Annotated in this window: 19 protein-coding genes; 18 read left to right on the top strand and 1 reads right to left on the bottom strand. The window is 64.4% G+C overall.

The window, feature by feature from the left end:
- Positions 1-41: 41 nt before the first annotated feature.
- From I6F31_RS00815 to I6F31_RS00800, 4 genes are all read left to right on the top strand, one after another.
- Entirely contained in the window at positions 42-1,592 is a 1,551-nt protein-coding gene (locus tag I6F31_RS00815; RefSeq protein ID WP_036025769.1) for a wax ester/triacylglycerol synthase family O-acyltransferase, read from the top strand.
- A 10-nt stretch (positions 1,593-1,602) separates the two neighbouring features.
- Positions 1,603-2,598, top strand: coding sequence for an alpha/beta hydrolase (locus I6F31_RS00810; protein WP_036004787.1), 996 nt, complete (start codon positions 1,603-1,605; stop codon positions 2,596-2,598).
- Positions 2,599-2,757: 159 nt separating this feature from the next.
- The gene (locus I6F31_RS00805) at positions 2,758-5,994 is read left to right on the top strand and encodes a cytochrome P450 (RefSeq protein WP_225146099.1); all 3,237 of its coding nucleotides are present in this window, start codon (positions 2,758-2,760) and stop codon (positions 5,992-5,994) included.
- Positions 5,995-6,133: 139 nt separating this feature from the next.
- A complete protein-coding gene (locus I6F31_RS00800) occupies positions 6,134-6,808 on the top strand; it encodes a spermidine synthase (protein ID WP_036025757.1) in 675 nt (224 codons plus the stop codon).
- On the opposite strand, the gene I6F31_RS00795 is transcribed toward I6F31_RS00800, so the two are convergent.
- Entirely contained in the window at positions 6,805-7,719 is a 915-nt protein-coding gene (locus I6F31_RS00795; protein ID WP_225184526.1) for an alpha/beta hydrolase, read from the bottom strand. The genes I6F31_RS00800 and I6F31_RS00795 overlap by 4 nt on opposite strands.
- Positions 7,720-7,881: 162 nt before the next feature.
- Here I6F31_RS00795 and I6F31_RS00790 point away from each other — a divergent pair, with 162 nt between their 5' ends.
- The 14 genes from I6F31_RS00790 to paaK all read left to right on the top strand — a co-directional run bounded on the left by I6F31_RS00790 (position 7,882) and on the right by paaK (position 19,719).
- Positions 7,882-8,262 (top strand): hypothetical protein, encoded by a 381-nt coding sequence (locus I6F31_RS00790; protein ID WP_036004795.1) that lies wholly within the window; start codon positions 7,882-7,884, stop codon positions 8,260-8,262.
- Positions 8,259-9,341, top strand: coding sequence for an alpha/beta fold hydrolase (locus tag I6F31_RS00785; RefSeq protein WP_225146097.1), 1,083 nt, complete (start codon positions 8,259-8,261; stop codon positions 9,339-9,341). Before I6F31_RS00790 ends, I6F31_RS00785 begins: the two co-directional genes overlap by 4 nt.
- Positions 9,338-9,931, top strand: coding sequence for a GNAT family N-acetyltransferase (locus I6F31_RS00780; protein WP_225146096.1), 594 nt, complete (start codon positions 9,338-9,340; stop codon positions 9,929-9,931). The genes I6F31_RS00785 and I6F31_RS00780 overlap by 4 nt, the downstream gene beginning before the upstream one ends.
- 223 nt (positions 9,932-10,154) lie before the next feature.
- Positions 10,155-10,610 (top strand): phasin, encoded by a 456-nt coding sequence (locus I6F31_RS00775; RefSeq protein ID WP_036004804.1) that lies wholly within the window; start codon positions 10,155-10,157, stop codon positions 10,608-10,610.
- Between the two features lie 196 nt (positions 10,611-10,806).
- Positions 10,807-12,093, top strand: coding sequence for a DUF445 domain-containing protein (locus I6F31_RS00770; RefSeq protein ID WP_036004806.1), 1,287 nt, complete (start codon positions 10,807-10,809; stop codon positions 12,091-12,093).
- Between the two features lie 200 nt (positions 12,094-12,293).
- On the top strand, positions 12,294-13,064 hold the full coding sequence (locus tag I6F31_RS00765; RefSeq protein WP_036025751.1) for an alpha/beta hydrolase: 771 nt from the start codon (positions 12,294-12,296) through the stop codon (positions 13,062-13,064).
- Between the two features lie 131 nt (positions 13,065-13,195).
- Entirely contained in the window at positions 13,196-14,062 is an 867-nt protein-coding gene (gene paaX / locus I6F31_RS00760) for a phenylacetic acid degradation operon negative regulatory protein PaaX (protein ID WP_225146094.1), read from the top strand.
- A 76-nt stretch (positions 14,063-14,138) separates the two neighbouring features.
- Positions 14,139-15,131, top strand: a complete 993-nt coding sequence (gene paaA / locus I6F31_RS00755) for a 1,2-phenylacetyl-CoA epoxidase subunit PaaA (RefSeq protein ID WP_225146093.1) — start codon at positions 14,139-14,141, stop codon at positions 15,129-15,131.
- Between the two features lie 9 nt (positions 15,132-15,140).
- On the top strand, positions 15,141-15,428 hold the full coding sequence (gene paaB / locus I6F31_RS00750) for a 1,2-phenylacetyl-CoA epoxidase subunit PaaB (protein ID WP_015687593.1): 288 nt from the start codon (positions 15,141-15,143) through the stop codon (positions 15,426-15,428).
- A gap of 13 nt (positions 15,429-15,441) precedes the next feature.
- Positions 15,442-16,218 (top strand): 1,2-phenylacetyl-CoA epoxidase subunit PaaC, encoded by a 777-nt coding sequence (gene paaC, locus I6F31_RS00745; protein ID WP_036004817.1) that lies wholly within the window; start codon positions 15,442-15,444, stop codon positions 16,216-16,218.
- Positions 16,218-16,712, top strand: a complete 495-nt coding sequence (gene paaD, locus I6F31_RS00740; protein WP_225146233.1) for a 1,2-phenylacetyl-CoA epoxidase subunit PaaD — start codon at positions 16,218-16,220, stop codon at positions 16,710-16,712. Before paaC ends, paaD begins: the two co-directional genes overlap by 1 nt.
- 2 nt (positions 16,713-16,714) lie before the next feature.
- Positions 16,715-17,797, top strand: a complete 1,083-nt coding sequence (gene paaE, locus I6F31_RS00735) for a 1,2-phenylacetyl-CoA epoxidase subunit PaaE (protein WP_036043142.1) — start codon at positions 16,715-16,717, stop codon at positions 17,795-17,797.
- Positions 17,798-17,898: 101 nt separating this feature from the next.
- Positions 17,899-18,348 carry a hydroxyphenylacetyl-CoA thioesterase PaaI gene (gene paaI, locus I6F31_RS00730; protein WP_225146092.1) on the top strand — a complete coding sequence of 150 codons (450 nt, stop codon included), beginning with the start codon at positions 17,899-17,901 and terminating at the stop codon, positions 18,346-18,348.
- Between the two features lie 39 nt (positions 18,349-18,387).
- Entirely contained in the window at positions 18,388-19,719 is a 1,332-nt protein-coding gene (gene paaK / locus I6F31_RS00725) for a phenylacetate--CoA ligase PaaK (protein WP_036025742.1), read from the top strand.
- The last annotated feature ends 54 nt before the right edge of the window (positions 19,720-19,773 follow it).

The raw sequence follows: 19,773 nt of genomic DNA, 5'->3' as shown, positions 1-19,773 counted from the left end.
AAGCGCCGCCAAGGCGCCCGTCGAATACTCGGGAGGGAACCATGGCTGACGGTAAGAAGCTGTCGTCGCTTGACGCGTCGTTTCTCTATCTGGAAACACCGGAGATGCCGATGCATGTCGGCAGCATGGCGATCTTCCGCCTGCCTGACGACTACAAGGGCGATTTCTTCGAAGAGTTCAAGGCGATGATCGTCTCGCGCCTGCACATCGCGCCGATTCTCAAGGCGCGGCTGGAGAAGGCGCCGCTCGACATCGATCATCCCTCCTGGGTCGAGGACGACCAGTTCGACATCGACCGCCACATCTTCCGGGCAAGCCTGCCGCAGCCGCGCGACCGCGCCACGCTCGAGCGCATCGTCGGCTGGATGCATGCCAAGCTGCTCAACCGCGCCCGTCCGCTCTGGGAGTTCTACGTGTTCGAGGGCATGAAGGACAACGAGGTCGGGCTCTATTCCAAGATGCACCATGCCGCGATCGATGGCGGCGCCGGTGCGGCGCTGACCAACATGATCTACGACATCTCGCCGATCCCGCGGAAGGTCGATCCGCCGACCGCGGGCAGCAAGCCCGGGCAGGAGCCGCGCGACATCGCCGCCAACCTGCTCGACTCCTATCAGCAGCTGTTCAGCCAGCCGCTGGAGGCTTCGCAAGCGGCGAAGAACCTGCAGCTGCCCCGCACCGGCAAGAGCGATATCGGCTCGATCCTGTTCGACAACGCTATGTACCAGATCGAGAGCGCGGTGCGCTTCGCCGGCAACATCCCGACCGTGCTCAAGAGCGTCTCCGACGTGCTCGGCAAGATCGCCGATCCGAAGTCGCGCGAGAGCCTTGCCAGCATGGTGTCGCCGCCGACCATGCTCAACAAGACGATCTCCTCGGAGCGGAGCTTTGCCGGCGTATCGATCCCGCTGTCGCGGGCGAAGGCGCTGGCCAAGCAGGCCGGCGGCAAGCTCAACGACGTGGTGCTGGCGCTCGCCTCCGGCGTCGTCCGCCGCTATCTCCTGCGATACGGCACGCTGCCGGCGAAATCCCTGACCGCAGCGGTGCCGATCTCGCTGCGGGAGGAGGGCAACACCGAGGCCAACAACCAGGTGTTCGGCATGATCTGCTCGATCGCCACCAACATCGAGGATCCCAAGGCGCGGCTGGAAGCGATCATCGCGCAATCAACCAAGTCCAAGGAGATGTCGCATCCTTTGCGGGCTTTGATGCCGCAGGTCTCCAACATCTCGATGCTGGGCGCGCCGATCATGGTGCAGATTCTGGCGCTACTCTATAGCCGCTCGAACCTCTCCGACGTGCTGCCGCCCGCGGCCAACATCACCGTGTCCAACGTGCCCGGGCCACGGCAGACGCTCTATGCCGCCGGTGCCGAGCTCTTGCACATCTTCCCGGTGTCTATCTCGACCCACGGGCAGGCACTCAACATCACCGTGCAGAGCTATCGCGACCAGCTCGATTTCGGCTTTATCGTCGGTGCCAACATCATTCCGCATGTGCAGGTGATGTGCGACATGCTGCCTGAGGAATTCGCCGCGCTGGAGGCGGCGTACACGCCGCCGGCCGCTGATATCAAGGGCGCCGCCGAGTAAGGACTTTGCAATGATTGAAATGCCGCCGCTCAAGTTCGCGACGACGAACGGAATCCGCATGGGCTATTACGAGGCGGGCCCGTCCGATGACAAACCGCCGGTCGTGCTGTGCCACGGCTGGCCGGAGCTCGCATTCTCCTGGCGTCACCAGATCAAGGCACTAAGCGAGGCCGGCATCCGCGTAGTCGCGCCCGACCAGCGTGGCTACGGCGCGACCGACCGGCCCGAGCCGGTCGAAGCCTATGACATGGAGCACCTGACCGGCGATCTCGTCGGTCTGCTCGATCATCTCGGGATCGACAAGGCGATCTTCGTCGGCCACGACTGGGGCGGCTTCGTCGTCTGGCAGATGCCGCTGCGGCATCCCACGCGCGTCGCCGGAGTCGTCGGCGTCAACACCCCGCATTGGGACCGCATGCCGATCGACCCGATCGCGCTGTTCCGCCAGCGTTACGGCGACCAGATGTACATCGTCCAGTTCCAGGATCCCGCGCGCGAGCCGGACAAGATCTTCGGCAGCCGCGTCGAGCAGACCTTCGACGCCTTCATGCGCAAGCCGCTGGCAAAGCCGGCAGCGAAACCGGACGAGCCGCCGATCGCGGGTGTCGGCGCCTCGTCGAAAACCAACCTGGCTTTCCCGCAGATGATTGCGGCGTACGACGCCAAGGTCGATCCGCGCACGCCGATCCTGTCGGCTGATGAGAAGAAGGTGTTCGTCGACACCTTCACGAAGACCGGCTTCACCGGCGGCATCAACTGGTACCGCAACTTCACCCGCAACTGGGAGCGCGCCGAGGGGCTGGACCACCACATCCACGTGCCCTCGTTGATGATCATGGCGGAGAATGATGCCGTGCTGCCGCCCTCGGCGGCCGACGGCATGGAGAAACTGATCGATGATCTCGAGAAGTATCTGGTGAAGGACAGCGGCCATTGGACGCAACAGGAGAAGCCGGAGGAGGTCAGCGCCAAGCTGATCGAGTGGCGGAGAAGGCGGTTTGGCTAGCGGTCGTCATTGGGAACGCGTCATTGCGAGGAGCCCGCGACAAATTGCCAAGCAATTTGCGCTGGCGACGAAGCAATCCAGACTGCCTCCACGGATACATTTCTGGATTGCTTCGCTTCGCTCGCAACGACGACATTGAGGCAGGGGGACTACATTTCGATGTCATCCAAGAACCGTCTGGACCCGATTCCGCAGCCGCCGACCAAGCCAGTGGTCGGCAATATGCTGTCGCTGGACGCGGCCGCTCCCGTGCAGCACCTGACGCGGCTTGCCAAGGAGCTCGGTCCGATCTTCTGGCTTGACATGATGGGCTCGCCGATCGTCGTCGTCTCCGGCCACGATCTCGTCGACGAGCTCTCCGACGAGAAGCGGTTCGACAAGACGGTGCGCGGCGCGCTGCGGCGCGTGCGTGCGGTCGGCGGCGACGGCCTCTTCACCGCCGACACCCGTGAGCCGAACTGGAGCAAGGCGCACAACATCCTGCTGCAGCCTTTCGGCAACCGCGCCATGCAGTCCTATCACCCGAGCATGGTCGACATCGCCGAGCAGCTCGTCCAGAAATGGGAGCGGCTCAACGCCGACGACGAGATCGACGTCGTCCACGACATGACCGCGCTGACGCTGGATACGATCGGCCTGTGCGGCTTCGAGTACCGCTTCAACTCGTTCTACCGGCGCGACTACCATCCTTTCGTCGAGTCACTGGTACGATCGCTCGAAACCATCATGATGACGCGCGGCCTGCCGTTCGAGCAGCTCTGGATGCAGAAGCGGCGCAAGACGCTGGCCCAAGACGTCGCCTTCATGAACAAGATGGTCGACGAGATCATCGCCGAGCGGCGCAAGAGCGCGGAAGGCATCGACGACAAGAAGGACATGCTCGCCGCGATGATGACCGGCGTCGACCGTTCCACCGGCGAGCAGCTCGACGACGTCAATATCCGCTACCAGATCAACACCTTCCTGATCGCAGGGCACGAGACCACCAGCGGCCTGTTGTCCTACACGCTGTACGCGCTGCTCAAGCACCCGGAGATTCTCAAGAAGGCCTATGACGAGGTCGACCGGGTCTTCGGCCCCGACGTCAACGCCAAGCCGACCTATCAGCAGGTGACGCAGCTCACCTACATCACGCAGATCCTCAAGGAGTCGTTGCGGTTGTGGCCGCCGGCGCCGGCCTACGGCATCTCGCCGCTGAACGACGAGACCATCGGCGGCGGCAAGTACAAGCTCAGGAAAGGAACGTTCGTCACCATTCTGGTGACGGCGCTGCATCGTGATCCAAGCGTGTGGGGTCCCAATCCCGACGCGTTCGACCCCGAGAATTTCAGCCGCGAGGCGGAGGCAAAACGGCCGATCAATGCCTGGAAGCCGTTCGGCAACGGCCAGCGCGCCTGCATCGGCCGCGGCTTCGCCATGCACGAGGCAGCGCTCGCGCTCGGCATGATCCTGCAGCGCTTCAAGCTGATCGACCACCAGCGCTACCAGATGCACCTGAAGGAGACGCTGACCATCAAGCCGGAAGGCTTCAAGATCAAGGTGCGGCCGCGCGCCGATCGCGAGCGCGGCGCCTATGGCGGGCCCGTTGCCGCTGCGTCCTCGGCGCCAAAGGCGCAGCGTCAGCCCACCACGCGGCCCGGCCACAACACGCCGATGCTGGTGCTCTACGGCTCCAATCTCGGTACCGCCGAGGAGCTCGCAACGCGCATGGCCGATCTTGCCGAGATCAACGGTTTTGCCGTGCATCTCGGCCCGCTCGACGACTATGTCGGCAAGCTGCCGCAGGAGGGCGGGGTGCTGATCATCTGCGCCTCCTATAACGGCGCGCCGCCGGACAATGCGACGCAGTTCGTCAAATGGCTCGGTGAGGATCTGCCGAAGGATGTCTTCGCCGGTGTGCGCTACGCCGTGTTCGGCTGCGGCAACAGCGACTGGGCCGCGACCTATCAATCGGTGCCGCGCTTCATCGACGAGCAATTGTCGAAGCATGGTGCGCGCGCGGTCTATCCGCGCGGCGAGGGCGATGCCCGCAGCGATCTCGACGGCCAGTTCCAGAAATGGTTCCCCGCCGCCGCGCAAGTCGCGACCAAGGAGTTCGGCATCGACTGGAATTTCACCCGCACCGCCGAGGACGATCCGCTCTATGCAATCGAGCCGGTCGCGGTGACCGCCGTCAACACCATCGTCGCCCAGGGCGGCGCAGTGGCGATGAAGGTTCTGGTCAATGACGAGCTCCAGAACAAGTCCGGCGCGAATGCTTCCGAGCGCTCGACGCGCCACATCGAGGTGCAGCTGCCGGCCAACCTCAGCTACCGCGTCGGCGATCACCTCAGCGTCGTTCCGCGCAACGATCCTACGCTGGTTGATTCAGTTGCCCGCCGCTTCGGCTTTTTGCCGGCCGATCAGATCAGGCTTCAGGTGGCCGAAGGCCGGCGCGCGCAATTGCCGGTCGGCGCGGCCGTGTCGGTTGGCCGCCTGCTCAGCGAGTTCGTCGAGCTGCAGCAGGTCGCGACGCGCAAGCAGATCCAGATCATGGCCGAGCACACCCGCTGCCCCGTCACCAAGCCGAAGCTGCTGGCCTTCGTCGGCGAGGAGGCGGAACCGCTCGAGCGCTATCGCTCCGAGATCCTCGCCAAGCGCAAATCGGTGTTCGACCTGCTGCTCGAATATCCGGCTTGCGAACTACCGTTCCACGTCTATCTCGAAATGCTGTCGCTGCTGGCGCCGCGCTATTACTCGATCTCCTCCTCGCCGTCGGTCGACCCCGCGCGTTGCAGCGTCACGGTCGGCGTGGTCGAAGGTCCGGCTGCCTCGGGCCGCGGCACCTACAAGGGCATCTGCTCGAACTATCTCGCCAATCGGCGGGAGGGCGATACGATCTATGCCACCGTGCGCGAGACCAAGGCGGGCTTCTGCCTGCCGGACGATCCTTCCGTGCCTGTTATCATGATCGGTCCGGGCACGGGACTTGCGCCGTTCCGCGGCTTCCTCCAGGAGCGCGCGGCGCGCAAGGCGAAAGGGGCCGCGCTCGGCCCGGCCATGTTGTTCTTCGGCTGCCGCCATCCCGACCAGGATTTTCTTTACGCGGAGGAGCTGAAGGCGCTGGCGGCGAGCGGCATCACCGAGCTGTTCACGGCATTCTCGCGCGCGGACGGGCCGAAGACCTATGTGCAGCACGTGATCGCGGCGCAGAAGGACAAGGTCTGGCCGCTGATCGAGCGGGGCGCGATCATCTATGTGTGCGGCGATGGCGGCAAGATGGAGCCCGACGTGAAGGCGGCGCTCGTCGCGATCCACCGCGACAAGAGCGGCAGTGATGCCGCGGCAGGCGCGCGCTGGATCGAGGAGATGGGCGCGAACAACCGCTATGTGCTGGACGTCTGGGCGGGCGGGTAGCCGCAGATCGTGGGGTGGGTTAGCCCCGCGGATTGCGCGAAGCGCAAACCACTAGGCGTAACCCACCAATTCTGTCCGAGCGGCGGGTTACGCCTTCGGCTAACCCACCCTACGATCCTGTTCGTGCTAAAGCATTCCCATGATTCCCTGGGAAAAGATTGACACCGCCAAAATTCCCGGTTCCGACGAGGAGCTTCGCCTGATGCGCCGGGGCAAGGAGTTCTCCATCAAGCTCGGCACCAACGAGCTGATGAACAGCCGCCTGTCGGGGTCGGAAGCAGCGCTGGCAACCCTTGCCGCGAAGCAGATCGAGAAAGTCGCAAAGCCCGTCGTTCTCATCGGCGGTCTCGGCATGGGTTTTACGCTACGCGCGGCGCTGGCCGTGCTCGGAGCCCAGGCGAAGATCGTGGTCTCCGAGTTGGTGCCGTCGGTGGTCGCCTGGGCACGAGGCCCGATGGCGGAGGTCTTCGGAGATAGCCTCGATGATGCCAGGGTGAGCATTCGCGAGATCGATGTTGGCGAAGTCATCCGGGCGAAGCGTTCGGCCTTCGACGCCATCCTGCTCGACGTCGACAACGGTCCCGAGGGGCTGACCCGGAAAGGCAATGACGCGCTCTACGATGCGCGCGGGCTGCAGGTTGCGAAGACGGCGCTGCGGGCGGGAGGCGTGCTGGCCGTCTGGTCGTCTGGACCCAATGCGGCATTCACAGGGCGCCTCAAGCGCGCCGGCTTCGACGTCAACGAAGTCAACGTTCGCGCCACCGGCAGAGGCGGCGGCGCGCGCCACGTGATCTGGATCGCGCGGAAGGGCTAGGCCGCCTGCGCCGCCGCGCCATGCGCATGCTTGTCGATCGCGTCGATGATCTCCGGCCAGAAGCGCATGGGCAGCGCGTGGCCCATGCCCTCGATCATCAGCAGCTTTGCGTTCGGGATCGACGCGGCCGTATCCTTGCCGCCTTCAGGGCGAACCAACGGATCGACGGTGCCGTGAATCACGAGGGTCGGAACCTTCACGGCGTGCAGCCGCTCCTTGCGGCTGCCGGAGGCAAGCACGGCGCGGAGCTGGCGGCCGACGCCGGCCGGATTGAGCCCGCGTGCAAACACCCGCTCGGCGCGGCCAGGGTCGAGCGCTTCCTCTTCCGGGAAATGCCCGGCGCGCAGCACCTTCCAGGTCTGGCCATAGCGGACGACGAACTCCTCCTTGCTGCGCGGCGGCGGTGCCATCAGCACCGCGGCGGCCTCGCGCGTCGGCGGCGGCACGCGCGGATTGCCCGTCGTCGACATGATCGAGGTCAGCGAGCGCACGCGGTGCGGAAACGACAGCGTCACCTCCTGCGCGATCATGCCGCCCATGGACGCCCCGACGAGATGCGCCGACTTGATGCCGAGCGCATCCATCAGCCCGACCGTGTCCTTTGCCATGTCGATCAGCTTGTAGGTCGCGGCCACCGGGATGCGCAAGAAGCGCAGCTTCAGCAGCTCGAACGGCGTCAGCCGCTTGCCGCCGGTGAGATGGCTCGACTTGCCGATGTCGCGATTGTCGAAGCGGATCACGCGGAAGCCGCGTGCGGCGAGCTGCTCGCAGAATGCATCGTCCCAATGGATCATCTGCGCCCCGAGGCCCATGATCAGCAGCAGCGGCTCGGCATTGTCGTTGCCGAAGATCTCGTAGCAGATGTCGATGCCGTTGGCGCGGACGGTCTGGGGTGGTTGATGGGCGGTCACGGGTTCCTCCTGCTGACCGATGCTGTATCGCACGGTTTCATTTCACGAAGAAGCCGCGTCTCCGACGTTGCGTCGGTTGCTTGCCGGTTGACCGGCACCGCGCAACGGTGTGGTATGGCGGGACAAGAAGGGTGCAAAGCCCTCCGCATTGGGAGGACGCCGATGACCGACAAGATCACCGATCCGGTCGCCTTGTGGCAGAAGATGGTTGGCGAAATGGAGAAGGGTTTCAACTCCTTCGCGACCAAGGCGATGGAGACGCCCGAATTCTCGCAGGCCATGAACCGCGCCGGCGGCGTTGCTGCAGGTGCTCAGAAGCAATTCGGCGATCTCATGGAGAGGTACCTGATCTCGATGAACCTGCCGAGCCGCGAGCAGATGACCGGCATCGCGGAACGGCTCCAGTCGATCGAAGGCCAGCTCGGCGAGATCAAGTCGATGCTGAGCCAGATGTCGGCCACTTCGGGCGCGCCGCAACCCGGCGCCGCGCCGCGGCCACCGCGAACCAAGCGTCCGCCGTCCGAAGGCGGAGACCAAAAATGAACGCGCCGGCGGGACTTGATCTTGCCTCGATCCCGGAGCGCATCCAGTCCGAGGTGCAGCGCGCGATTCAGCGCAGCATCAAGGGCGTCGAATATTTCTCGACCTCGGGCCCCTCGCTCGGCTCGACGCCAAAGGACGTGCTGCACTCGCGCGGCACCATGAGCCTCTATCACTACCGGCCGATGTCGGACGAGATCTACCGCGTGCCGGTGCTGATCGTAATGGCAACCACCAATCGCGGCTACATCCTCGACCTCGTGCCCGGCCAGAGCTTCATCGAGTTCCTGCTGAAACGCGGCTACGACGTCTACATGCTGGACTGGAGCGCGCCGAGGCCGGAGGAGAAGAGCCTGCGCATGGAGGACTATGTCCTCGACTTCATTCCGGACTGCGTCCGCCGCGTGCAAGCCGATTCCGGCGAGCAGGACGTCTCCGTCATCGGCTATTGCTTTGGCGGCGTGCTGTCGCTGCTCTACGGCTCGATCCACAAGGACGGGCCAATGAAGAACCTGATCTGCTTCACCACGCCGATCGACTTCCGGGAGATGAAGCTGTTCTCGAACTTCTCCGACCGCCGCTATTTCGACGTCGACCACCTCGTCGACAGCGTCGGCAACGTGCCGCCGGAGATGATCCTGTCCTCGTTCGAGATGCTGCGGCCGGCCTCGCGCACGGTGAGCCAGATCCAGCTCTGGGAAAACATCTGGAACGACGAGTTCGTGAAGTCGTACCGCATGTTCGACCGCTGGGCGACCGACACGCTGCCGCTCGCCGGCGAATATTTCCGCACCATCACCAAGGACCTGATGTGGGATAACAAGCTGTTCAACGGCACCATGTCGGTCGGCGGCCGTGCGGCCAGGCTCGAGAACATCACGGTGCCGATCCTGCATGCGGTCGCCGAGCACGATCACATCGTGCCCTATGAGGCCGCCAAGCACCTGATCGCCAAGATCGGCTCGACCGACAAGGAAGAGGTGATCCTGAAGGGCGGTCACGTCTCGCTCGTCGCCGGCGCCAACGCGGTGAAGCGGCTGTGGCCGAAACTGGATTCCTGGCTGGGAAAGAGATCGATATGAGCGAGCAGCGTTCCTATCCGCGCCATGTCAAGACCGACGCCGGCACTATCGAGATCCGCCTGATGTTGCCCGCGGACGAGGCCGCGGTGCTGGCTTTTGGCAAGGGCCTGCCGACCCATGACCTGTTGTTCCTGCCACGCAACATCAGCGAGCCGAAGGTGCTGTCGGCCTGGGTCAAGGAAATCGAGCGCGGAGCTATTCAGAGCCTGCTCGCGGTGAGAGAGGGCAGGGTCGTTGGTTGCGGCACGCTGGTGCGCGATCCCCATTCCTGGTCGCCTCATGTCGGTGAGATCCGGATGGTGGTTTCGCCTGAGGTCCGCGGCAAGGGCGTGGGCAAGGCGCTGTCGCAGGAGACTTTTGCGCTGGCGCTCGGAGCGGGCCTGGAAAAGCTCTCGGTCCAGATGACGGTGGATCAGCAGGCGGCGATCGCCCTGTTCGAGAGCCTCGGCTTCAAGGCCGAGGCCCTGCTGCGGGACCATGTCCGGGACGTCGACGGCAAGACCCACGACATCGTCGTGCTCGGCCACAACATCGCGCAGGTCCAGGCTCAGATGGAGGCCTACGGCCTGCCTGGCGCCGTGCAGCACTAAACAGGGGGCGTCCGACATTGGGTCCGGATCGAACCCATTCACGTGCCCCCATGGCTACGGAAGCATCAGGATGCCTCTCGCGAGGGCTGTTCACTATTTCGTGATATCGCACTGCAATATCAATATTGCGATGCACAATTAACCGTGCCATATAGGTCGTGCCCCGGGCCAATGCGGACGGGGTGAGCCCATAGCTCAAACCATTGAGGATGGAGAGAACCCCATGACCACTGAAACCAACACCGCTTTCGAGGGCTTCAAGGACGCTTTCAAGAACATCCAGAACCTGGAAGTTCCCGAGGCCGCCCGCGAATTCGTCAAGAAGACTGCCAACACCGCCAAGGACCGTGCTGCCGAGGTGTTCGCTGGCTCCGAGCGCGTGACCGCCGCCGTCGAGAACGCGGTGACCGAGTCCATCACCGAGGCCGGCAAGATCAGCCGCAACATCCAGCAGGCGATCTACGAGGACGCCGAGGCGTTCTTCTCGGGCATCGACAAGCTCGCGTCCGCCAAGTCGGTCAGCGAAGCCGTCGAGATCCAGTCGAGCCTGCTCCGCTCCCGCGGCGAAGTGTTCGTCTCGCGCGCCAAGGCGACCGCCGACTATCTCGGCAAGCTCGCCGCCAACGGTGCGAAGTCCGCTCAGGACAATTTCGCCAAGGTCTACAGCAAGACCGCCTGATCTGGCACCTGAGCACAAACTGAATTTGAGGCCCGCTTCGGCGGGCCTTTGTTTTTGCGCCGCCGTCATTGCGAGGAGCTCGCGACAAAATTGCGTAGCAATTTTGCGCTGATGCGACGAACAATCCAAAGTCTTTCCTCTGAAAGATTCTGGATTGCTTCGCTTCGCTCGCAATGACGAGTACTGTGATGCAGTCATGGACTCGTCTGTCACCTTTTCCTTCGACGCCCCCGGCGATGCTGCACGCGCGGCCGAGCTGCGCCGCGTCAAGACGCTGGCGACTTTGGTGCTGGCCGCGACGCTGGCACTGTTCGTCGTCGCGAAATGGCTACTGCCCGTGCATCCCGTGTTCGGCTTCATTGCCGCCTTCGCCGAGGCCGCGACTATCGGCGGGCTCGCCGACTGGTATGCCGTGGTGGCGCTGTTCAAGCGGCCGCTCGGCCTGCCGATCCCGCACACCGCGATCATCCAGAGCAACCAGGCCCGCATCGCCGACAAGCTCGGCGAATTCATCCAGGTGCATTTCCTCGAGGCGGGTCCCGTCGAAGCCAAGCTGAAGGAGATCGATTTCGGCTCCTTCGTCGCCGACTGGTTGCGCGACCGCAAGCGCAGCGACGACCTCGCGCGCTTTGCCCTGCGTCTCTTGCCGGAGGCCGTGTCCGCAACCGAAAGCTCCGGCCTGATGACCTTTATCATCCGCCGCATGTCCTCGCAGCTCCAGGCGATCGACCTTGCGCCGCTCGCGGCCGGCACGCTGCGCGGCTTCGTCGCGGAGGGACGGCACCAGATCCTGTTCGACGATCTCCTGCGCGTGATGCACGAGACCTTGAACCAGACAGAGACGATGGCGATGATCCGCGAGAAGGTGCGCGCGGAATTGCCGACCCTGCTCAAACTCTATCGCGCCGACAAGTTTTTGGTGAACAAGATCGTGGCCTCCGCCACCGCCTTCTTCAACGAAGTGCGCAGCGATCCCAAGCATCCGTTCCGCGGCGAGTTCGACCGCATGGTGCTGAACTTCGTCGACAGGCTCGGCACCGATCAGGCCTATATCGACCGCATCGACGGCCTGAAACGCGATCTCCTGGCGCGGCCGGAGCTTGCCGATCTCGCCCGCACCGTCTGGGCCAACACGCGCTCCTTCATCGAGCGCAGCGCGAGCGGCGAGACGCAGGTGCTGCAACATCATCTCGCCGGGATGTTCGTCTCGGCTGGCGAGGCGCTCGCCGGCGATGCCGAGCTGCGCGGCGAGATCAACAAGGGTCTCGTGACCGTGCTGCGCAGCTTCGTCGCGGACCAGAAGAGCGGCGTCTCCACCTTCATCTCCGATCAGGTCAAGGCGTGGAATATGACGCAGCTGATTTCGCTGATCGAAATCAACATCGGCCGCGACCTGCAATACATCCGCTTCAACGGCTCATTGATCGGCGGGCTCGCCGGGCTCGCGCTCTACACCGTAGAATCCCTGCTTCGATGGTTGTGACTTTTGCGTCACGGCCGTTAGCATTAACGCGCGGACCTATTGTCGCCCCGCGTCTCTCCCGCTTGAATGTCGGGAACCGGCCGCCTAGCTGATTCATGTTGCGCTGCGGAACGATCAAGAAGCCGGCGAGTTGGAATCTGTCTACGCATTTGCCGGCCTCGCCGGCCTCCTTTTCAGCGATTCTTCCCAGGGGACCATTGATGACCGCTACTGCCCAGACGCTGCGCCCGCCGTCCCGCACCTTGATGTTTCTGGAGGGGCGCGCGATCCACGAGTTCGGCGCATTCCTCGGCGCGCTGCCGCTGCTGAGCCTTGCGCCGCGCGGCGATGGGCATCCGGTGCTGGTGCTGCCGGGCCTCGTGGCCTCCGACACCTCCACTGGCGCGCTGCGCACGTTTCTGAGCAGCAAGGGCTATGCAGTGGCTGGTTGGCGCCAAGGCCGCAACTACGGCCTGCGGCCCGGCGTGCAGGATGCGATGCTCGGTCAGATCCGAGAGCTCAACGACACCCACGGCCGCAAGATCAGCTTGGTCGGTTGGAGCCTCGGTGGCATCTATGCGCGCCAGCTTGCCAAGATGGTGCCGGACAGCGTGCGCCAAGTGATCACGCTTGGTAGCCCCTTTGCCGGCGATCCACGCTCGACCAACGCCTGGCGCGTCTATGAATGGGCGAGCGGCCGCAAGGCCGACGAGGTTGATCCGCGTTTCGGCGGCGAGCTTGCCGCTCCGCCGCCGGTGCCGACCACCGCCATCTTCAGCCGTACCGACGGCGTCTGCGCCTGGCAAGGCTGCATGGAGAAGACGGGCGCACAGACCGAGAGCATCGAGGTCGAGAGCAGCCATTGCGGCATGGGCCATCATCCGGCCGCCGTCTATGCCGTAGCCGATCGCCTCGCGCAGAAGGAAGGCCAGTGGCGCCCGTTCGATCGCAGCGGCTGGCGCAGCGTGGTGTATCCCGATCCGCATCGGTAGCGCTCCTCTTCACCTCTCCCTGCAAGCTGGGCGAGGTCGGATTGCATCGGAGATGCGATAGCGGGGAGAAGGAGAAGAGCCGTCGTCCCCCTCCATTGTCGCGCCTGCACCAAACGCGCTAAGCCTGCCGCATGGCGCATCCGCTCTCCCGCATCATCGACCAGCTCAAGCGCGAGCCCTCGCGCACCGGCTCCATCGTCATCACAGTGTTTGGTGATGCCATCGTGCCGCGCGGTGGCTCGGTGTGGCTCGGCACGCTTCTGGAATTCTTCGAAAGCCTCGACATCGACAGCGGCGTGGTGCGCACCGCAATGTCGCGGCTTGCCGCCGACGGCTGGCTGACGCGCGAGAAGGTCGGCCGCAACAGTTTCTATCGCCTGGCCGACAAGGGCCGCCAGACCTTCGAGGCCGCGACGCGCCACATCTACGATCCGCCGCCGTCCGACTGGACCGGACGCTTCGAACTGCTGCTGATCGGCAATAGCGAGGATCGCGAGGCTTCGCGCGAAGCGCTCCGCAATGCCGGCTTCGGCAGCCCTCTGCCGGGCGTATGGGTCGCACCATCGGGCGTTCCGGTGCCGGATGAGGCGGCGGGCGCGATCCGCCTCGAAGTCTCGGCGGAAGACGACAGCGGCCGCCGTCTGCTCAGCGCGAGCTGGCCGCTCGATCGGACCGCCGACGCTTATCTGAAATTCATGAAGACGTTCGAGCCGCTGCGCGCCGCGATCACGCGCGGCACGGATCTGTCCGAGGCCGACGCCTTCACCGCGCGGATCCTCTTGATCCACCATTACCGCCGCGTCGTGCTGCGCGATCCATTGCTGCCCGAGAGCCTGCTGCCGCCGGATTGGCCGGGCAGGGCCGCCCGCGAACTCTGCGGCGAGATCTATCGCGCGCTGCTTGCTCCGTCCGAACAATGGCTCGACAGCCATGGAACCAATGAAAAAGGGCCGTTGCCGCCCGCGCGAAAGCTGCTGGAACGAAGGTTCGGCGCTTGACCATTATGTTACAGAAATATCTTGCATGATGTAAATCTTGTTATATATTCCTTCCCCAATAAGCGGGAGGATGCGCATGTACACCCAGGCGCTGAACACGGCCGAGACCGCTGATCGCGATCTCGAGGACGCAGGCAAAGCTGCGCAATTCCAGGCCCGCGTCGATGCCGAGGAGCGCATCGAGCCGAACGACTGGATGCCCGCGGCCTATCGCAAGACGCTCACCCGCCAGATCTCCCAGCACGCCCATTCGGAAATCGTCGGCATGCTGCCCGAAGGCAACTGGATCACGCGCGCGCCGACCTTGCGCCGCAAGGCCGCGCTGCTCGCCAAGGTGCAGGATGAATGCGGCCACGGGCTCTATCTCTATGCCGCCGCCGAGACGCTCGGCTCCTCGCGCGAGGAGCTGGTCGACGCCATGCTCGCCGGCAAGGCCAAATATTCATCGATCTTCAACTATCCGACGCTGACCTGGGCGGACATCGGCACGATCGGCTGGCTGGTCGACGGCGCCGCGATCATGAACCAGATCCCGCTGTGCCGCTGCTCCTACGGGCCTTATGCGCGCGCGATGATCCGCGTCTGCAAGGAGGAGTCCTTCCACCAGCGCCAGGGTTACGAGATCATGGTGACGCTGTGCCGCGGCTCGGAGGAGCAGAAGGCGATGGCGCAGGACGCGCTGAACCGCTGGTGGTGGCCGGTGCTGATGATGTTCGGTCCGCCCGACGCGACGAGCCAGCACAGCGACACCTCGACGAAGTGGAAGATCAAGCGCTTCTCCAATGACGAGCTGCGCCAGAAGTTCGTCGATGCCACCGTGCCGCAGGCGCAATATCTCGGCCTCACCATTCCCGATCCCGGCATGATTCAGGACGCTGACGGCCACTGGCGCTACAGCGAGATCGACTGGACCGAATTCAAGCAGGTGCTGGCCGGCAACGGCCCGTGCAATCGCGACCGCATGGCCGCGCGCCGCAAGGCACACGAGGAGGGCGCCTGGGTGCGCGAGGCGGCAGCTAGCTATGCCGCCAAGCGCGCCCAGCGTCAGACCGCCCAGGCTGCCGAATAGGAGAGCGATATGGCCACGCCGAACACGCCGCTGTGGGAAGTCTTCATTCGCAGCCGCAACGGGCTCGCGCACAAGCATGTCGGTTCGCTGCATGCAAGCGATGCGACCATGGCGCTGCAGGCCGCCCGCGACATCTACACCCGGCGCGGCGAGGGCCTGTCGATCTGGGTCGTGCCCTCCAGCGCGATCACCGCGAGCGATCCCGCCGAGAAGGGCATGATGTTCGAGCCGGCGGAATCCAAGATCTACCGGCATCCGACATTCTACGAGGTGCCGGAAGAAGTGGGGCACATGTGATGGGGATGATGTGATGTCTTGCGCCAACATCCAGGTCTCCGAAACGCCGCTGGTGCTTTACGCATTGCGCCGCGCCGACGATGCGCTGATCCTCGGTCACAGGCTGTCGGAATGGTGCGGGCATGCGCCGATGCTGGAAGAGGACATGGCACTCTCCAACATCGCGCTCGACCTGATCGGCCAGGCGCGGGAGCTCTACACCTTTGCCGCCAAGGTCGAAGGCAGGGACAACGACGAGGACAAGCTCGCTTACTTGCGCGACGTGCGGCAGTACCGCAATCTTCTCCTAGTCGAGCAACCCAACGGCGATTTTGCCCAGACCCTGGTGCGGCAATTCTTCTATTCCGCCTTCGCCGATCTCTACTGGCGCGCGATGATGAATTCGCGCGATGCGACGCTGGCGGCGATTGCTGCGAAATCGGAGAAGGAGAGCGCCTACCATCTGCGCCATGCCTCGGAATGGATTATCCGGCTCGGCGACGGCACTGAGGAGAGCCACGCGCGCACGCAAGGAGCGATCGATCATCTCTGGGCCTTTACCGGCGAGATGTTTGCCGTCGACGACGGCGAACGCGCGCTGATCCATGCCGGCATTGCCGTCGATCCCGCAAGCTTGCGCGGGCGCTGGCTGGCGACGCTCTCGGACGTCACGCGTGAAGCAACGCTCGCGCTGCCGCAGAACGAGTGGATGCAGCAGGGCGGCCGCTCCGGTCGTCACAGCGAGCATCTCGGCCACCTCCTGTCGGAGCTGCAATCGATGCAGCGGACTTTTCCGGGGCTGACATGGTGATGGTGACCGATGACGCCGCGCTGCGCCAGCGCGCCTGGGACGCCGCCGCCAGCGTGGTCGATCCGGAAATTCCGGTGCTGAGCATTGCCGATCTCGGCGTGCTGCGCGACGTCGTTCTCGACGGCGATCATGTCGAGGTCGCGATCACACCGACCTATTCGGGTTGCCCGGCCATGAACATGATCGCGCTCGAAATCGAGGTTGCGCTGGAGCGCGCCGGTCTTCAACATGCAAAGGTACGGACGGTGCTGTCGCCGGCCTGGACCACGGACTGGTTGACCGAGGACGGACGCAAGAAGCTGCGCGCCTACGGCATCGCGCCGCCGCAAGCTTCAAACTCGCGCCGCGCGCTGTTCGGCGATCAGACGGTGGCGTGCCCGCAATGCGGCTCGGACAAGACCGAGCTGCTGTCCGAATTCGGCTCGACCTCCTGCAAGGCGCTCTGGCGCTGCAAGGCCTGCCGCGAACCCTTCGACTATTTCAAGTGCCATTGACCATGTCCGCAGCCGCACCGCGCTTCCATCGCCTCGCCGTCAGGGACCTCCGCCGCGAGGCCACGGACGCCGTCTCGATGACCTTTGCCATCCCCAACGAACTCGCCGGCGATTACGCCTTCACGCCCGGCCAGTATCTGACGCTGCGCGCCACGCTCGACGGCGAAGAGGTGCGCCGCTCCTATTCGATCTGCTCCGGCCCTGACGACGGCGAGATCCGTATCGCCGTCAAGAAGGTCGATGGCGGCGCATTTTCGAGCTGGGCCGCCGAAGATCTCAAATGCGGCGACGAGCTCGACGTGATGACGCCGACCGGCCGCTTCGGTCTGGTCCCGCCGACAGATCGTGCGCGCGTTCATGTCGGCTTCGCCGCCGGCTCCGGCATCACGCCGATCCTGTCGATCGTGAAGGGCGTGCTCGCGCGCGAGCCGGGCAGCCGCTTCTTTTTGTTCTACGGCAACCGCACCACCGACAACATCATGTTCCTCGAAGCGCTCGAGGAGCTCAAGGACCGCTTCATCGATCGTCTCTCGATCTTTTACGTGCTCTCCGGCGAGGAGCAGGACATTCCGATCCTGCATGGCCGGCTCGACGGCGACAAGGTGAGGGTGCTGCTCCGCGCGCTGGTGCCGGCGGCCAGCGTCGATCACGTCTTCATCTGCGGTCCTCTTGGCATGAGCGAGGACATCGAGGCGACCTGCCGCGATCTCGGCATCGCCGACGAGCGCATCCATGTCGAGCGCTTCGTTTCCGAGTTCGGCGGCAAGCCGCGGCCGAAAAAGGCGGTTGCGCCCGACGCGCCGCCGAAGGCGATCGCCTCGCTGATCATCGACGGCAAGCGCCGCGACGTGCCCGTCGCCGAGGACGAGGCCATCCTCGATGCCGCGCTGCGCGCCGGCGTCGATCTGCCCTTCGCCTGCAAGGGCGGGATGTGCTCGACCTGCCGCGCCAAGCTGGTCGAAGGCGAGGCGCCGATGGACATCAACTATTCGCTGGAACCGTGGGAGCTCGAGGCCGGTTTTGTTCTCACCTGCCAGGCCAAGCCGTCCACCGAGCGTGTCGTGGTCGATTATGATCATGTCTGATCAGGCGTTCTGCGGCTCCGCAATGCAAATGCGTCGCAATATTTGACAGAGTGAGCCAACCAGAACAACATCATGAGCAACCGTCTGGCCGGGAGAAGCGCGTGAACGTCAAAGCCGCCCTGTCGCCTGAGGATATTGCCCGTGCCTGCGCCGAGGCGATGTGGGCCGAGGACGATGCCTCCAAGGGTCTCGGCATGGAGATCGTCGAGATCGGCCCGGGCTTTGCGACGCTCGCCATGACGGTGCGGCCTGATATGGTCAACGGCCAGCGCATCGCCCATGGCGGCTTCATCTTCACGCTCGCCGATTCCGCCTTCGCGTTCGCCTGCAACTCGCACAATGAGCGCGTCGTCGCGGCGCAGGGCCAGATCACTTTCATCAAGCCCGGCAAGCTTGGCGATCGTCTCATCGCAAGAGCGCGGGAGATCACCCGCGGCGGCCGCTCCGGCATCTACGACGTGCGTGTCACGGTGGGCGAGGTCGTCATCGCGGAATTCCGCGGACATTCCCGCGTCATTCCCGGCAAATGGCTGCCGGCGCAAGATCAATAAAACCAAACAAAAAAGAACAGGCAATGTGGGGAAACGAGGATGGCTCTGACGAGGCTCAAGGAAGGTGGCAACGCCTATAGCGCCGAGATGGATGCGCATGAGCGCGCCTCGCGCGGCGAGATCATGGCGCTGCAGAAGCAGCGGTTGGCGTGGTCGCTGAAGCACGCCTACGACAACGTCGCGCATTACCGCAAGGCGTTCGACAAAGCGGGCGTGCATCCGTCCGACTTTCGCGAGCTCTCTGATCTCGCCAAATTCCCGTTCACGGTCAAGACGGACCTGCGCGACAATTATCCCTTCGACATGTTCGCCGTGCCGCGCGAAAAGCTGGTGCGGGTGCATGCCTCATCCGGCACGACCGGAAAGCCGATCGTGGTCGGCTATACGCAGCGCGACATCGACACCTGGTCCGAGGTGATGGCGCGCTCGATCCGCGCCGCCGGCGGCCGCACCGGCATGATCATCCACAATGCGTATGGCTATGGACTCTTCACCGGCGGTCTCGGCGTGCACTACGGCGCCGAGAAGCTTGGCTGCACGGTTGTCCCCATTTCCGGGGGCATGACCGAGCGGCAGGTGCAGCTCATCAATGATTTCCGGCCCGACATCATCACGGTGACGCCGAGCTACATGCTGGCGATCCTCGACGAGTTCAAGCGCCAGAAGCTTGATCCGCGCCAGTGTTCGCTCAAGATCGGCATCTTCGGCGCGGAACCCTGGACCAACGCGATGCGCGCCGAGATCGAGGACGCCTTCGACATGGACGCGACCGACATCTATGGCCTGTCCGAGGTGATCGGCCCGGGCGTCGCTCAGGAATGCATCGAGACCAAGGATGGCCTGCACATCTGGGAGGATCATTTCTACCCGGAAGTGATCGACCCCGAGACCGGCGCGGTGCTGCCCGACGGCGAGAAGGGCGAGCTGGTCTTCACGTCGCTCACCAAGGAAGCCTTTCCGGTGATCCGCTATCGAACCCGCGACCTGACGCGGCTGCTGCCGGGAACGGCACGGCCGGGCATGCGGCGGATGGAGAAGGTGACCGGGCGCTCGGACGACATGATCATCCTGCGCGGCGTCAATCTGTTCCCGACCCAGATCGAGGAGGTGCTGCTCGCGACCGACTGGTGCGGCGGCCATTTCATCCTCGAGCTCACCCGGGAAGGCCGCATGGACGAGCTCACCATCATCGCCGAGGCGCGGCCCGAGAGCTGGGACGGCCGCGGCCTCGTCGACCATGCGGATCGAATTTCGACCCACATCAAGAATACGATCGGCGTCAGCTCCAGGGTGCAGGTAGTTGCGCCGGCCACGCTGGAGCGCTCGCTCGGCAAGGCCAAGCGGCTCTTCGACAAGCGGCCAAAGGACTGACCGGACGGATTGACTCGACCGGCGCCAGAGGCGACAAGGCCCGCGAGAAATCGC

The sequence above is a fragment of the Bradyrhizobium sp. NBAIM01 genome (assembly GCF_020194115.1).
Classification (GTDB): Bacteria; Pseudomonadota; Alphaproteobacteria; order Rhizobiales; family Xanthobacteraceae; genus Bradyrhizobium; species Bradyrhizobium yuanmingense.
Note: the sequence above shows the minus strand (reverse complement) of the source record. Positions and strands in the feature narration are given on the sequence as shown.